This window comes from Acinetobacter sp. 161(2023) (genome assembly GCF_037027805.1).
Lineage (GTDB): Bacteria > Pseudomonadota > Gammaproteobacteria > Pseudomonadales > Moraxellaceae > Acinetobacter.
This window is the reverse complement of record NZ_JAZEYD010000005.1, coordinates 192,576-207,826: the sequence shown is the minus strand read 5'-3', so window position 1 is coordinate 207,826 and position 15,251 is coordinate 192,576. Positions and strand designations below refer to the sequence as shown.

The following is a 15,251-nucleotide window of genomic DNA, read 5'->3' as shown; positions in this document are numbered from 1 at the left end:
GGCGCTTTTTTCACTATGGCATCAACTCAAAATTACCAGTGCTCACCTGGGAAAATTCGTGCATATGCTTTTTGTGCCCAGTTTAATTTCTCAGTTTTTTCACCTTTTGCTGCATCTGAACTTGGGAATAATCGGAAACCAATCGACATAAACATATTGTTGATACCCGGTGCAACCGAATATGTCATGGAAGCTAAGCGGCCTAAGTTAGTTGCCATACGTTTCGGACGTTTCACAATTGCATAAGCAATTAAGTCAGCAGCTTGGTCAGGTGAAAGTGTTGGTACATATTTATAAATTTTAGTCGGTGCAATCATTGGGGTACGAACCAATGGCATATAAATTGAAGTAATTGCGATTTTATGCGCATGAACTTCGGCCGATAGACAGCGACTAAACGCATCAAGAGCAGCTTTAGACGCAACATAGGCAGAAAAGCGAGTCGCATTTGCCAACACACCAATCGAGCTAATATTAATGATTTGCCCGTCTTTACGTTGAATCATATGCGGCAAAATATTAAGAACTAAGCGCACTGCGCCAAAATAATTTAATTGCATCGTACGTTCAAAGTCATGAAAACGATCATAAGACTCATGTACGGCACGGCGAATAGAGCGTCCTGCGTTATTAATTAAAATATCAATGTGATCAACAGTCGCTAAAATTTCTTTAGATACTTGATCAATCATATCCATGTCATTGAGATCACATGGGAAAATTGTTGCCTTACCGCCACGACTTTCAATATCTGCTTTCACTTCTTCCAAAGTTTCTTGAGTACGGGCAACCAGTAAAACATGAGCACCAGCATCAGCAAGTTTGTTTGAAATCGTCAATCCGATTCCACTCGAGGCGCCTGTCACTAAAATGACTTTATCTTGTACCTTTTCCTGGAACAGAGCTTCTAATTTTTTATTCACAGCATTTTACCTAATTAGGGGCAGGGACTATTTATTCCGGTATGTAATTTTTATTTTTTACAACCGTAGGTTCATCCAAATGAACTCATAAATATGGCTATTATCTTAATAGATGTTTAAAAATTGTCTAGTCTGTAAATATATGAAATTCAACAATTTATTTAGAGTAAAAGCTCTAAAATAGTATCTTAATCCATTAATTTCTTTTAATTGTAGAGTATGTAGAAAATAAAAAACCCTCTATTTCCAGAGGGTTGTTAATTAGTTTAAAAATTATACAGCTGAAAGTGCTTGTTCTAAATCGGCAATTAAGTCATCGATGTGCTCAATTCCAATTGAAAGACGAACCATATCTTTACTCACGCCTGCAGCTTTAAGTTCTTCTTCATTGAGCTGGCGGTGAGTCGTCGTTGCAGGATGACACGCCAAACTTTTTGCATCGCCAATATTTACGAGACGAGTAAATAGCTGAAGTGTATCGATGAATCGAGTACCGCCTTCGAGACCATCTTGCACACCAAAAGATAAGATTGCAGATGGTTTCCCTTTTACATATTTTTGAGCAAGCTGGTGCTGAGGATGATCTTTTAAACCTGCGTAATTAACCCATTTCACTTTGGGATGATTTTTTAAATATTCCGCAATTTTCTGAGCATTTTCAGTATGGCGTTCCATTCGAAGATTCAATGTTTCTAAACCTTGTAAAATCAAGAAAACACTCAGTGGGCTAATTGCCGCGCCTGTATTACGTAATGGAACTACGCGTGCGCGGGCAATATAGGCTGCTTCGCCTAAAGCTTCAACATAATTAACCCCGTGATAACTTGGGTCAGGCGTGTTCAAAACTTTAAAGCGCTCAGGATATTTACCCCAAGGGAATTTACCGCTATCTACAATTGCTCCACCAATGCTATTGCCATGTCCACCGATATATTTAGTAAGTGAATGAATGACGATATCGGCACCATATTCAAAAGGTTTTAATAAGGCAGGGGTAGCAACCGTATTATCGACAATGACAGGTACACCATATTCATGTGCAATTTTTGCAATTTCTTCTAAATCGATGATATTTCCAAGCGGATTACCAATCGACTCAACAAAAACAAGTTTGGTTTTATCATCAATTAAGTTACGTAAGCTTTCAGGCTTTTGGTAATCAAAAAAGCGAACTTCGATCCCTTGTTTTGGTAAGGTGTGGGCAAATAGATTATAGGTCCCGCCATATAAGGTTGAGACAGAAGCAATATTGTCTCCCGCCTCAGTAATTGTCTGAATAGCATAGGTAATTGCTGCCATACCAGAAGCCAAAGCTAAAGCGCCAATTCCGCCTTCGAGTGCAGCAAGGCGTTGCTCAAGTACACTAGTGGTCGGGTTCATAATACGGGTATAGATATTACCCTGAACCTTTAAATCGAAAAGGTCAGCACCGTGCTGTGTATTATCAAATGCATAAGAAGTAGTTTGATAAATAGGGACCGCAACAGCTTTTGTGGTTGCCTCTGGTGAATAGCCAGCATGAATTGCTAGAGTTTCATCTTTATAAGTCATGATTACTTCATCTTCGTGAGTTAAATATTGAGCGAGTCTAGCCTAAAATTAATAAAGAAAATTGCAGAAATTCTGGTTTGTTTTCTAATTTTAGGAATAAAGATAGAAAAATATACGCTGAAACGCTGTATAAATCTTATACATAAACATTTTGCAACTTATTGAAAAAGAAAATTGTTTGATAAATCCGTACGATGGAAATCATAACTTCAAGTCATAGAGGTTTTCAGCGTATAATACGCGCGATTATTTATCGCTTATGCGATGTATTGGTTTTTCAATTGAGGAGTCCTGCGTGGCCCAATATATTTATACGATGAACCGAGTGTCTAAAATGGTTCCGCCAAAGCGCGAAATCTTAAAAGACATCTCTTTATCATTTTTCCCGGGTGCCAAAATTGGTGTGCTCGGTTTGAACGGTGCAGGTAAATCTACCCTGCTTCGTATTATGGCTGGCGTAGATAAAGATTTCTCTGGTGAAGCTCGTGCACAACCTGGAATTAAAATCGGCTATTTAGAGCAAGAACCACCGCTAGATCCGACAAAAGACGTTCGTGGTAACGTTGAAGATGGCGTGCGTGAAGCTTTAGATGCATTAGAGCGTCTTGATCAGGTTTTTGCAGAATATGCAGACCCAGATGCAGATTTTGATGCACTTGCAAAAGAGCAGGAAAAATTAGAATCAATTATCCATGCTTGGGATGCACATAACCTAAACAACCAGCTTGAAATTGCTGCGGATGCGTTGAATCTTCCAGCTTGGGATGCAGACGTATCATTACTTTCTGGTGGTGAGCGCCGTCGTGTTGCACTTTGCCGTTTATTGCTCTCGAAACCAGATATGTTACTTCTGGACGAACCGACGAACCATTTGGATGCAGAATCTGTAACTTGGTTAGAACGTTTCTTGAAAGATTTCCCTGGCACTATCGTTGCGATTACGCATGACCGTTATTTCTTGGATAACGTGGCTGAATGGATTCTTGAACTTGACCGTGGTATGGGTATTCCTTATCAAGGTAACTATTCTTCTTGGTTAGAACAAAAGAATGCTCGTTTAGAGCAGGAAAATAAACAAGAAGAATCTTTTGCTAAAGCATTGAAAAAAGAACTTGAATGGGTTCGTTCAAATGCTAAAGGTCAGCAAAAGAAAAACAAAGCGCGTATGGAACGTTTTGAAGAGCTTAACTCTAAAGAATTCCAGCAACGTAATGAAACGTCTGAAATCTATATTCCACCTGGTCCACGTTTGGGTAACAAAGTTGTGGAAGTGGAAGGCATCAGCAAATCATTTGACGGCCGTTTACTGTACCAAAACTTAAGCTTTACTGTGCCACCAACAGCGATTGTTGGTATCGTTGGTCCAAACGGGGCAGGTAAAACGACTTTATTCCGTATGATGACCGGCGAACAGCAACCTGATACAGGTACTGTGACCTTAGGTGAGTCAGTTAAAGTTGCTTATGTTGGTCAGATCCGTGACACTCTAGATAATAATAAAACTGTTTGGGAAGAAGTTTCTGGCGGTTTAGATATCTTAAAAATTGGTGATTACGAAATCGCGTCACGTGCTTATATCGGCCGTTTTAACTTTAAAGGTCAAGATCAGCAAAAACGTGTAGGTGAATTATCTGGTGGTGAGCGTAATCGTTTACAACTAGCGAAGATCTTACAGTTAGGTGCAAACGTAATCTTACTGGATGAGCCATCAAACGACTTGGATATTGAAACTTTACGTGCGCTTGAGGATGCAATTCTTGTATTCCCAGGTACTGTAATGGTGGTATCGCATGACCGTTGGTTCCTTGACCGTATTGCGACACACATTTTGTCATTTGAAAATGAACAGCCAGAATTCTACGCAGGTAACTATGCAGAATACGAAGCATATCGTCAGTCACGTTTAGGTGATGACGCTGCTCAAAAACGTACGAAATACAAAAAAATTAGCGGATAATTTCTGCTAATTAAAAAAACCAGCCTAAGGGCTGGTTTTTGTTTTATGAGAAAGCTAGTTTACTAAATGCTTCTTGTAAGCAATGCTCGGCATCAGGGTGACCTTGACTGGCTGCTTTTTTCAGCCATTTTTCAGCTTCACTATAATTTTTATCGAGGCCAAATTGACCATTTAGATAACCAATACCAAGTTTAAATGAAGCATTAGCATTACCTCTTAGAGCTGCGCGGAGGTAGCACCACATTGCATTGCGGTCGTTTGGAGTAATATCTAGCCAATTTTGCATACGTTCATGATCTTGTACGGCTAACTCTTCAAAGCGTAAACCTTGTTCAATTTCATCTACAGCTTGCGAATGCATATCGGCATGTAAGTTTTCAAAAGCAAACAAGTGATTAAGCCCATGCTTGATTGATTTCATATTCATGATAGTCTCCCTTGTTCCTCAATTTGATTGAATTGACTCACACTTTTAAGCTAGTCCCTTATATTGAAATCTTATGTTTTTTTTTGTAAATGTGATATAGCGCATTTGGATGAAAAATAAAGAGGTTTTGGCTTACATAAAAGTTACACGTGTTTTTATATTAAACGGAATTAGTTCAGATCCTCTGTTTATACTTTGCGTATAACAGGTTTTAAAAACGAGAAAATAATTTTATTTAAATTATTGGTCTTTTATTTCCTTTATAAAAATTTATAAATATCAAACAAAAGAAATTTTTTTAAACAAAACCAGTCTAAGGACTAGTTTTGTTTTAGGTCTTTATAACTTTTATTTATTGAAGTCCCCATGTAGGTCAGACCAAATTAATGATGGGGCTACTGTAATCACGTCAAAGGTCATTGCTAAAGGATATAACGCCATCCGTGTTACACGTTTAAACGGATGTTTCTTAGTTAATTCATCTTTTTGCTGTAAAGCGACTGGGTAGGGAGTAGGCATGGCTTGTTGAATTTTTTGTGTGCTTGGAGCTTTATAAATTTGTCCTTTAAAAGAAAGAAAGGCATATGGATATAAAACTTCTTTTTGGCTTTCCATCACGACAAAATGATTTTTAAATCCCAAGTTCTTTAAATTTTCTTTTTGTTGATCAGAAAGTTTTGATAGAGGAGTTTTATATTGAAATTGAAGTTCTCCGTGAAAATGGGTGGGATCATCCATTTCAAGGATAAGAGGTGATGAAATATTCAGAGTTCTCTGTTCTGCTGGAATATTTTTAATAATATTTAGAAATTTAGAACTCCCTTCGGTCATCAAATAATTATAATCTTGGCCAATAAACACAAGGCCTTGTTCTTGCTCATTTTTAACTGCTTGACCCAATGCAATAATTTGATCGGTTTTTAGAACGGTTGTTTTAATTTCAGTTGTTTCATTTGGTAAAGCAGTGGACAACATATTGGTCGCGCAGCCCGTTAAGCCCAGACAAATTGTTAATATAGATGCAGAAAAAAGCTTGTACATAATGATTACTCAAAAGAAATTATTTTTGTCTCGTGTAATGTGAGATAAGTTCTAAATTAAAAAACGGAGATTTATGAATCGAGGTTTTGTAATTTTATTACATGCCTAGAGCCTGTTATAGTGCCTTTATTCAACTTTTTAGTTTAATGGTGTGCTTTTGCCACGTTCTGCAATTTTTATGTCCGTCTTGTTTAGTTTGCTCATATTCCAAAGTTTATGGAATGTGGCAGCTGCATTTTGCGCGCATGAAAATCAGGAAAAAGCATTGCATCATTTCGGGCATCATGCAGCTTTGAATATATATCAATCTTCACATCAAGCTCATAATGAACAGAAAGATGCCGGAAATACTTCTCATAAAGCGCCTTTAAATTTGCAGGATCATCATGATCATTTGCCTTCATGTTTTCATGTTGTGATGATTGAAGTTGCAAAGCAAGCTGAAGCACCTGTAGTCCATGTGCAGGAACTTTCACAAATTTATCACTGGTCTAATTCTTACCAGTCGCCCCATCTTACTGCTTTAAAACCTCCTCCTGTTTTAACCCCGCTATAGGTGGGGTAGCCAAAACAAGCCCACCGCATCTCTTATTTATTGCGGGGCAAAAACATGTCTTCTATTTTTTCAACTCGAGTGAGTTCTACTTCTCACTTAGAGAGTAACATTAAGATAACGTTAAAAAAGGTTTTAACGATCTCAAGTCTATCTATTGCCATACTATTGGCTGGGCAAGCAGTGATGGCTCAGTCTGATATTCAACAAGAACATTATATTCAAAAAGCAGCGTTTACTTTTGACCAAGCTTTAGAGCAGGTACAAAAATATCAAAGTCAGCAAGGTGTTTGGCAAGCACAGCAGCAAATGGCTGAGGCTAATTTAAAACAAAGTCGTTTATGGGCCAACCCAAGTCTTTCCATTGAGCAAACAGGTTTCCAGAGTGATCAAGAAAAAGAACTCGCGATAGGTATTTCTCAGCCTTTAGATATTTTTGGACAACGTAAAGCTGCGCAAAACTTAGCAAAAGTGGAAATATCAAAAATTGATTTGGCTGAGCAGCGTTATCAAGCTGAGCTTGGATTAATTGTTAAATATTTCTGGTCACAAGTGGCTTTATTTGAGCTTGAAAAGTCTCTTATTGCAGAGCAGCTATCCGTTAGCCAAGAAAATTTATTGGCATCAGAAAAGCGTTATCAAGCAGGAAGTATTGCGCAAGTTGATGTAGATCGAGTGCGGATGTCTCACTTGGAAAATCAGCGTTTATATCAACAAGTCGATTTAAAACTGCAAGTTGCGAAACAGCAACTGGTCAACTTGTGGGGTGGTGGTTCAAGTCAGTTTCAGCTACTCCAAAGTCCAAATCAGTTATGGGCGTTGGCAGCGAATGTAGAACCAAGCCAAGATGCGCAAAATAATTTATTAGAGCGTTCTTTCCAGTTAGATGCCCTTGCGCAGCAAGCCACTATTCAACAGCTTAAAGCAAAAGCCAGACCACAACCTACTGTAACTCTGGGTGTTAATAACAAGCGTTCGCCGGAACAGAGTACAGATAACCAAATTCGTTTAGGTGTGGAAATTCCTTTAAATCTTTTTAATCGCCAGCAATACGGAATCAAGATTGCTCAGGCCAAACAAGAGCTATCTCAACGTCAGCAAAGCTTTTATCGACAGCAAAATCAAGTTGATATTGAAACTCTAATGTCAGAGTTAAAAGGTTTATGCATCCAGTTTAAACAACTGAATGATCAGCAAGTTCCTCTTGCTATTCAAGTTCAGCAAAAAACATTGCAAGGTTTTCGTTTGGGTAAGTTCGCCGTTACCGATGTTCAGCAAGCCACCATGCAATTGCAAGACGTGCGCTTACGCAAAGTCGAGCTATTAAAACAGGCGTGGCAAAACTCAATTGAAATTCAAAGTTTGCGTCTTGGGTTAGAACCAGAACAGATCATGGCGAAAGATGCCTTAATGCAACTCAATCAACGTGCTTGGCAACAAAGTCAAACATTCCCAACTCAGGCAGGAGAATAATAATGTCGACAAATCTAAAGAAAAATTCTCAATGGCTTTGGGTGGGAGTGATTGCTGCAATCACCTCAATATTAATTGGTTTACTGGTTTTAAATTCAAAAAATAAATCTAATTCTTCCGAAGCATCGGAAGGCCATGAGCATGCTAAAGAAGAGGGTAAAGAACAGCATGATGAGGGTGAAAAAACATTGCTACTCACTGCTCAACAAATGCAAGAACAAAATTTAAAAATTGAACAAGCTGAACTAGGCGAAGTTCCTCAACTTCAAACTTATCCAGCCAAACTGGTTGTCAATACAGACCGACAAGCTCATGTCTCACCAAGTTTTAGTGGTCGTGTCGAAGCGGTATATGTTGAATTGGGGCAACAGGTTAAAAAAGGGCAGGCTCTTGCAAGTTTATTGGTCCCAGATCTAGTCGATCAACAAGCGAATTTGCAAATTGCACAGTCTAATCTTGATTTAGCACGTCAGGACTATGAGCGTGAACATAGCTTATGGTCTCAAGGAATTTCTGCTAAACAAGATTATCAAAAAGCATATAACGCCTATCAACAAGCCCAAATTCAAGTAAAGGCAGCTCGCTCGCGCTTAAGTGCGTTCGGGGCGGGTTCAGGCTCAGGAGGACGCTACACCTTAACCGCACCAATTGCTGGTATGGTCAGTAATAAAGATATTGTAGTAGGTGAAAACGTACAGCTAGCAGACCAGCTTTTTATTATTAATCAGCTTGATCAGTTGTGGCTTGAGTTTATTTTACCAAGCACCGCAAATCTAAATTTACAGCCAAATCAGCAGATTGAATTTAAATCTTTGCAAACTGGGAATGCATTTAACGCTCAAGTTCAAAGTTTAACAACTGAAGCCGATGCTCAAACGGGGCGTTTACAAGTACGTGCCAAGGTCTTGGCAAATAGTAGTGAATTGCGTCCAAACTTAATGGTTAACGTGGAGTTAAATTCAGGCACAACGCAAAAAGTGACACGTGTAAAAGCTCAGGCGATTCAACAAGTCGAAGGTAAAGACGTTATCTTTACCCCAAAAATGGTTAAAACAGGCTTTGAGTTTGAACCTGTCACAGTGCAGTTGGGGCAACGTGCTAAAGATGGTCAGTGGGTCGAAGTTGTAAAAGGTATTAATCCAAGCCAGCGTTATGTTGCAGAAGGCAGCTTCTTGCTGAAATCCGAACTGGAAAAAGGAGAGGCGGAGCATGGACATTAATAAACCTGAGCTGCCCAAGCCAGAAGGGTTGTTTGATAGAGTTATTCAGTTTGCTATTCAAAATGCTATTTGGGTCATGTTATTTGTACTGACGTGGATTGGAGTCGGGATCTGGAGTTATCAAAAGCTTCCTATTGATGCGGTTCCAGACATTACCAATGCTCAGGTCCAGATTAATACTCAAGCAAATGGATATACGGCTTTAGAGGTCGAACAGCGGATTACCTATCCTATTGAAAATGCGATGGCCGGAATTCCTAATCTGGAACAAACCCGCTCTATTTCACGTTATGGGCTTTCCCAAGTCACCATCATTTTTAAAGATGGGACCGATATTTATTGGGCAAGACAGCTGATTAACCAGCGTTTACAAGAGGCGAACGGACAACTACCCGAATCAGTTGATCCAGTCATGTCTCCTGTTTCAACAGGTTTAGGTGAAATTTACCAATGGGTCGTAAAAGCAAAAACTGGCGCTAAAAAAGCAGATGGCACGGCCTACACAGCCATGGATTTACGTGAAATTCAGGACTGGATTGTGCGTCCTCAATTGCAGCGTGTGAAAGGCGTAGCCGAAATTAACAGTATTGGTGGCTACAATAAAACTTATATTGTGTCGCCTGATTTAAAACGTTTGCAGCAGCTTCAGATTTCAATCAATGAATTTCAAACTGCGCTGCAAGAAAATAATGAAAATCGCGGTGCAGGTTTTATTGAAGAAAACGGAGAGCAACTCACCGTTCGTGTGCCGGGCATGCTAAGTAGTGTTGAAGATATTCAAAACATTGCTGTGAGCACCAAAAATGGGTTACCAATTCGTGTGGCAGATGTGGCGAATGTTTCTATTGGGCATGATTTAAGAACAGGAGCTGCAACTTACAACGGTGAGGAAACTGTTCTTGGCATAGCCATGATGATGATGGGAGAAAATAGCCGTACCGTTGCTCAGGCGGTTGATACCAAAATTAAGGAAATCCAATCTACCCTACCTAAAGGTGTAGAAATCGAAACGGTTTATGACCGAACGAGTTTGGTAAACAAAGCAATTGCAACAGTACAGAAGAACCTTGTTGAAGGTGCAATTCTGGTTATTGTGATTCTGTTTATTTTCCTTGGAAATTTCCGAGCAGCTTTAATCACAGCCTGTGTTATTCCACTTTCGATGTTATTTACCCTTACGGGAATGGCTGAGCAAAACATTAGTGCCAACCTCATGAGCTTGGGAGCACTTGATTTCGGGATTATTGTAGATGGTGCTGTTGTTATTGTAGAGAACTGTATTCGACGTCTAGCGGAAGCACAGCATGCTTTACATCGACCACTTACACGAGCTGAGCGATTCAAAGAAGTTTTCCTTGCAGCGAAACAGGCCCGCCGACCGCTTATTTTCGGGCAAATGATTATTTTAGTGGTTTACCTACCTATTTTCGCTTTATCTGGCGTTGAAGCAAAAATGTTCCATCCAATGGCCATGACTGTGGTTATGGCATTATTGGGTGCCATGATTCTTTCTGTGACATTTGTACCTGCAGCAGTTGCTCTTTTTGTTACGGGTGAGGTGAAAGAAAAAGAAACACGTTGGATGTTACTTTTAAAGCAGAAATACCGAGATGTCCTCGATCAGGCTTATCAACTTAAGATTGTGGTTGTTAGTTTTGCATTAAGTATTTTAGTGCTTACAGGCGTGTTAGCTACCAAAATGGGCAGTGAATTTGCACCGCAACTTAGCGAAGGTGATTTTGCCTTGCAGCAAATGCGTTCACCGAGTACTGGGCTCGAGCAATCACTGCGAATGCAGGAAAATACTGAAAAGCTCATTTTGAAAAACTTTCCAGAGGTAAAGGCTGTTTTTGCTCGAACAGGAACGGCTGAGGTTGCAACGGATGTGATGCCGCCTAATATCTCTGATGCGGTCATTTTACTTAAACCGCATGATCAATGGCCAAACTCTAAAGAGACGCTAGCTGAGCTGCGTTCACGTATGGAAGCTTTTTTAGCGACATTACCCGGTAATAACAGTGAGTTCTCTCAACCGATCGAGCTGCGCTTTAATGAGCTAATTTCAGGGATCCGGAGTGATATTGGCGTCAAGATTTTTGGTGATGATATGCAAGTACTTAATGAGCAGGCTCAGGCATTTGCTCAGAAAGTACAAAAAATTTCAGGCGCTACCGCGGTTAAGGTAGAACAAACTAGCGGTTTACCGGTGCTGAGTGTTGAAATTAATCGACTTCTGGCGGCTCAATACGGATTATCTGCAAAAGCCATTCAAGATATTGTGGCGGCAAGTGTAGGTGGACAAAATGTTGGGCAGATTTTACAAGGTGATAGACGATTTGATTTTGAAATTCGCCTAGAAGACCAGCAACGTACTATCCAAAACTTAGCCCAACTTCCGATTCAGCTACCAAATGGTGGACTGATCCAGCTTCAAGATGTCGCGAAAGTTGAACGTACCTCAGGCTTAAATCAGGTAGGACGTGAAAATGGTAAGCGTCGTGTCATTATTACTGCAAACGTAGAAGGCCGTGATTTAGGATCATTTGTTCAAGAGTTAAGAGCGACTCTGGCAAAAGAACAACTACCAGCTGGGTATTGGTTGGAATATGGCGGTCAATTTGAAAATCTAGCCTCAGCTGCTGCGCGAATGAAAATTGTTGTTCCGTTGGCGCTTGCTATGATTTTCATTCTACTCATGGCTGTATTCCATAATGTTAAAGAAAGTCTGTTAGTGTTTAGCGGCGTGCCGTTTGCTTTGTCAGGTGGTCTTATTGCGCTTTGGCTAAGAGATATTCCGCTTTCAATGTCTGCGGGAGTCGGGTTTATTGCTTTGTCAGGTGTCGCTGTTTTGAATGGTCTGGTGATGCTGAGCTTTATTAAAGAGCTTAGAGAAAAATTTGATATTCAAACTGCAACATGGAATGGGGCGATCTTACGTTTAAGACCTGTACTCATGACGGCTTGTGTTGCTTCACTTGGCTTTATTCCAATGGCTTTGGCAACTGGAACTGGTGCAGAAGTACAACGGCCTTTGGCAACGGTAGTAATCGGTGGCATTATTTCATCTACGATATTAACGCTGGTTTTATTACCGGTTATTTATCGATGGATGAATGAAGGCAAGGCGAAAAGCGTTGAACATTCATAATGTCATCGTTTTGAGATATCTTTTTTGATGACAGAGTCAATTCAAAAAAGTGTTTGAAAGAGTTAAAGGTAATGGTGTCTTTATCGTTACTTTTAACTCACCATAAAGATAAATAAAAAGGAGTCCGCAAAATGGGTGGACATCATGGTCATGATCATAGTCATGCTGTAGTGACTGAAGGTAATGCTAAGAAATTAACGATTGCTTTAGCGCTTACGACAACGTTTTTAATCGTTGAGGTCGTTGCAGGTTTAATCACACAAAGTTTGGCATTGCTTTCTGACGCTGCGCATATGTTTACAGATGCAGCTGCTTTGGCAATTGCTTTGGTTGCCATTCAAATTTCCAAACGTCCCGCTGATAATAAGCGTACTTTTGGCTATCAACGCTTTGAAATTTTGGCCGCTTTATTTAATGCGCTCATGCTGTTTGTAGTGGCGGTTTATATTTTATATGAGGCCTATATTCGGTTCTCTAAGCCACCTGAAATCCAAAGCGTGGGTATGCTCATTGTGGCGACCATTGGTTTAGTGATTAACCTCATCTCAATGAAAATTCTGATGTCGAATGCCAACTCTAGCCTAAATATTAAAGGTGCCTATTTAGAAGTTTTAAGCGATGCACTAGGTTCGGTAGGCGTGATTATTGGTGCAATTGTTATTTACTTCACTAATTGGTACTGGATTGACACGCTTATTGCTGTACTCATAGGCTTTTGGGTATTACCAAGAACATGGATTTTGCTTAAACAGAGCATTAATATTTTGCTCGAAGGTGTGCCAGAAGAAGTGGATATTGAGAAATTACGTACAGATCTGCTTTCTTTAAATGGTGTTGAGAGTATTCATCAACTCAAAGTATGGGCGATTACTTCTAAAAATATCCATTTAACGGTGCACTTATTTGCGCCACAAGCGGACCGTACCAAGCTCTATCAAGATGCGGTTGAAATGCTTTCTCACGAACATGGCATTGGCGAAGTGACATTGCAAATTGAGGACGATGCCGAGATCAATTGTCAGCATGTTGCTCAACATGCTTCACACGAGCATGACGATAATGACAAAGAACATTCACATCAGCATTAAGCTGATGTGAACACTTTTTTAAATTTCCCATTCGTGATTGCAGTCACGGCATTTCCAGTGTTTTTGTGACTGCATAAATGCTTGCATAGACAGTTTAAAGTCTGGCAAATCACGCCAAAACATAAAACCTGCTCCTACAGTCACAACAAAAACAACTACAGTTGCAATTTGGAGAGAGCTACCTGCACCATTGCCAAAAATCCACATAAAAATGCTAATCACAACCAAGAGTAAAAGCATAAAAATTGCAGGAATTAAGATCACAAGGCTTTTAGGAACTGCTGGTTTTGCGCTGTTAATGCCTTGGCTTACAGGCATAATTTTAACACTTTGACATTGAGGGCAACGATATTGCATGGGAACTCCACATTCAGTTTGAATCTATTCTAACGGAAATGACGAAAAAGAAAAAAATTTGTAAGATATCGATGAAGTGCTTTGAACTAGCAAAAAAATAATTTTTAATAAACAACGAAATACAAAAAGTAGATGATTTATCCGTACACACAAAATTTAAAATAATATTGCAGAGCATGCTAATCTACAGAAAAATCAAGTGTGATTAGCACTATAAATGAGCTTAAATACTCATAAATAGGATGTGGAATAAATATAAAAAGGAGAGAGGGACTTGGGTCAACAAGATGACAATGAGTCGAAACCTACAACGACACCATCAGTTGTAGTCACCCCCGATACCGCAAAACCGTCATTATCTCGTCGATTACTGCATAAAACATTGCAACACGCCCAAGATGCGGTCGGGTTTGCTAGTGATACGACACGTAATATTGCAGAGGTCGCGGATGCTGCATTAGATGCGCTCGACCAAGTGACTACCCACACCAAACGTGGAGTTGTCGGAATGACAAATCTGGCAGCTGGCACTGTCCGAGATATGGTGTCTGAAACCAGTGAAACTGCACGCCAAGTTGCGTTGATAATGGCACGTACATTTTTAGGCAAGAGTACCTTAACGTTGTACTTACCTGAAATGTTATTAAATAATCAAATTCGTAAACGCATAGACCGCTCGGAAATTGATGATATTAAAATCAAGTGCGGCAATGACAGTTTCCAAGTCGAGATCGATGGGCACTACCATCGGTTCATGTATCGTTTAAGTTTAGACTTTAAAGTATTGGAATGCCGTATTGGGCAGGAAAAATTTTTGCGCCTACGTCAAATGGATGAAAGCCTCGATGTCCAGATTCGCCATGGGGGAACATTATCAAACTGGGCTGTGCGCCGTATTGGTCGAGTTGGTTTTGAAGTCGTAAATATGTTACCGATTCCATCACTCATTAATCATTTGATTGGTGATATTCCTGGCATTCAACGCGATGGTCACCGTATGTGGTTTATTGACCTAGAGCAAGCAGGGTTTATTGACTTTATTAATAACCGTTCATGGATGGTTGAAAAGCTTTTGAGTTTGACCGACTTTAGTATTTTACCGGGTTTAAATATTTTGAGAGAAAGCCGAGAGCTGGTCCAGCAATTGGTAGATCAATTTGAAATTAGAGGGCTACGGGTACAGTCGGGTCGTCTTGAAGTGCAAGTGGGAATCGCGAGTTAATAGAGTGTAGAAAAGCTGGTCATTGATTGGCTTTTCATTTTTTAAAGACAAGAAAAAAGCCACTGACGTTATGCAGTGGCTTTTTAGAATTTGGCGTCCCTACGGGGATTCGAACCCCGGTTACCGCCGTGAAAGGGCGATGTCCTAGGCCTCTAGACGATAGGGACAATATGTGAGGCATACATCTGAAGAAATTACTGGCGTCCCTACGGGGATTCGAACCCCGGTTACCGCCGTGAAAGGGCGATGTCCTAGGCCTCTAGACGATAGGGACGTTTCAGAGGTGGGCGT

At 40.0% G+C, this 15,251-nt stretch carries 12 protein-coding genes and 2 tRNA genes; 7 read left to right on the top strand and 7 right to left on the bottom strand.

Translation table 11 applies throughout. From position 1 onward, the window contains the following. Positions 1-32: 32 nt before the first annotated feature. Positions 33-923, bottom strand: coding sequence for an SDR family NAD(P)-dependent oxidoreductase (locus WA249_RS06640; protein WP_336167238.1), 891 nt, complete (start codon positions 921-923; stop codon positions 33-35). 273 nt (positions 924-1,196) lie between these two features. Beyond that, a complete protein-coding gene (locus WA249_RS06635; RefSeq protein WP_336167236.1) occupies positions 1,197-2,474 on the bottom strand; it encodes an O-acetylhomoserine aminocarboxypropyltransferase/cysteine synthase family protein in 1,278 nt (425 codons plus the stop codon). A gap of 295 nt (positions 2,475-2,769) precedes the next feature. Here WA249_RS06635 and ettA point away from each other — a divergent pair, with 295 nt between their 5' ends. Continuing rightward, positions 2,770-4,431: an energy-dependent translational throttle protein EttA gene (ettA, locus tag WA249_RS06630; protein WP_004639772.1), complete on the top strand. Its 1,662-nt coding sequence runs from the start codon at positions 2,770-2,772 to the stop codon at positions 4,429-4,431. Between the two features lie 43 nt (positions 4,432-4,474). Here the strand turns inward: ettA and WA249_RS06625 are convergent, their stop codons facing one another. After that, positions 4,475-4,858 (bottom strand): tetratricopeptide repeat protein, encoded by a 384-nt coding sequence (locus tag WA249_RS06625; protein WP_336167233.1) that lies wholly within the window; start codon positions 4,856-4,858, stop codon positions 4,475-4,477. Positions 4,859-5,206: 348 nt separating this feature from the next. Further along, positions 5,207-5,899, bottom strand: a complete 693-nt coding sequence (locus WA249_RS06620; protein WP_336167231.1) for a hypothetical protein — start codon at positions 5,897-5,899, stop codon at positions 5,207-5,209. A gap of 157 nt (positions 5,900-6,056) precedes the next feature. Here WA249_RS06620 and WA249_RS06615 point away from each other — a divergent pair, with 157 nt between their 5' ends. From WA249_RS06615 to WA249_RS06595, 5 genes are all read left to right on the top strand, one after another. Further along, positions 6,057-6,455, top strand: a complete 399-nt coding sequence (locus tag WA249_RS06615) for a cation efflux protein, CzcI-like (RefSeq protein WP_336167229.1) — start codon at positions 6,057-6,059, stop codon at positions 6,453-6,455. A gap of 54 nt (positions 6,456-6,509) precedes the next feature. After that, positions 6,510-7,925 (top strand): TolC family protein, encoded by a 1,416-nt coding sequence (locus tag WA249_RS06610; protein ID WP_336167227.1) that lies wholly within the window; start codon positions 6,510-6,512, stop codon positions 7,923-7,925. Positions 7,926-7,927: 2 nt separating this feature from the next. After that, on the top strand, positions 7,928-9,145 hold the full coding sequence (locus WA249_RS06605) for an efflux RND transporter periplasmic adaptor subunit (RefSeq protein WP_336167224.1): 1,218 nt from the start codon (positions 7,928-7,930) through the stop codon (positions 9,143-9,145). Then, positions 9,135-12,293 carry an efflux RND transporter permease subunit gene (locus WA249_RS06600; protein ID WP_336167222.1) on the top strand — a complete coding sequence of 1,053 codons (3,159 nt, stop codon included), beginning with the start codon at positions 9,135-9,137 and terminating at the stop codon, positions 12,291-12,293. The genes WA249_RS06605 and WA249_RS06600 overlap by 11 nt, the downstream gene beginning before the upstream one ends. A gap of 131 nt (positions 12,294-12,424) precedes the next feature. Continuing rightward, the gene (locus tag WA249_RS06595) at positions 12,425-13,381 is read left to right on the top strand and encodes a cation diffusion facilitator family transporter (protein ID WP_336167220.1); all 957 of its coding nucleotides are present in this window, start codon (positions 12,425-12,427) and stop codon (positions 13,379-13,381) included. A gap of 18 nt (positions 13,382-13,399) precedes the next feature. Here the strand turns inward: WA249_RS06595 and WA249_RS06590 are convergent, their stop codons facing one another. Next, on the bottom strand, positions 13,400-13,738 hold the full coding sequence (locus tag WA249_RS06590) for a hypothetical protein (RefSeq protein WP_336167218.1): 339 nt from the start codon (positions 13,736-13,738) through the stop codon (positions 13,400-13,402). A gap of 274 nt (positions 13,739-14,012) precedes the next feature. On the opposite strand from WA249_RS06590, the gene WA249_RS06585 reads away from it, so the two are divergent. Further along, positions 14,013-14,960 carry a hypothetical protein gene (locus WA249_RS06585; protein ID WP_336167216.1) on the top strand — a complete coding sequence of 316 codons (948 nt, stop codon included), beginning with the start codon at positions 14,013-14,015 and terminating at the stop codon, positions 14,958-14,960. A gap of 91 nt (positions 14,961-15,051) precedes the next feature. On the opposite strand, the gene WA249_RS06580 is transcribed toward WA249_RS06585, so the two are convergent. Both WA249_RS06580 and WA249_RS06575 read right to left on the bottom strand, forming a co-directional pair. Then, positions 15,052-15,127 (bottom strand) — tRNA-Glu (locus WA249_RS06580). 31 nt (positions 15,128-15,158) lie between these two features. Beyond that, a tRNA-Glu gene (locus WA249_RS06575) sits at positions 15,159-15,234 on the bottom strand. Positions 15,235-15,251: the final 17 nt, after the last annotated feature.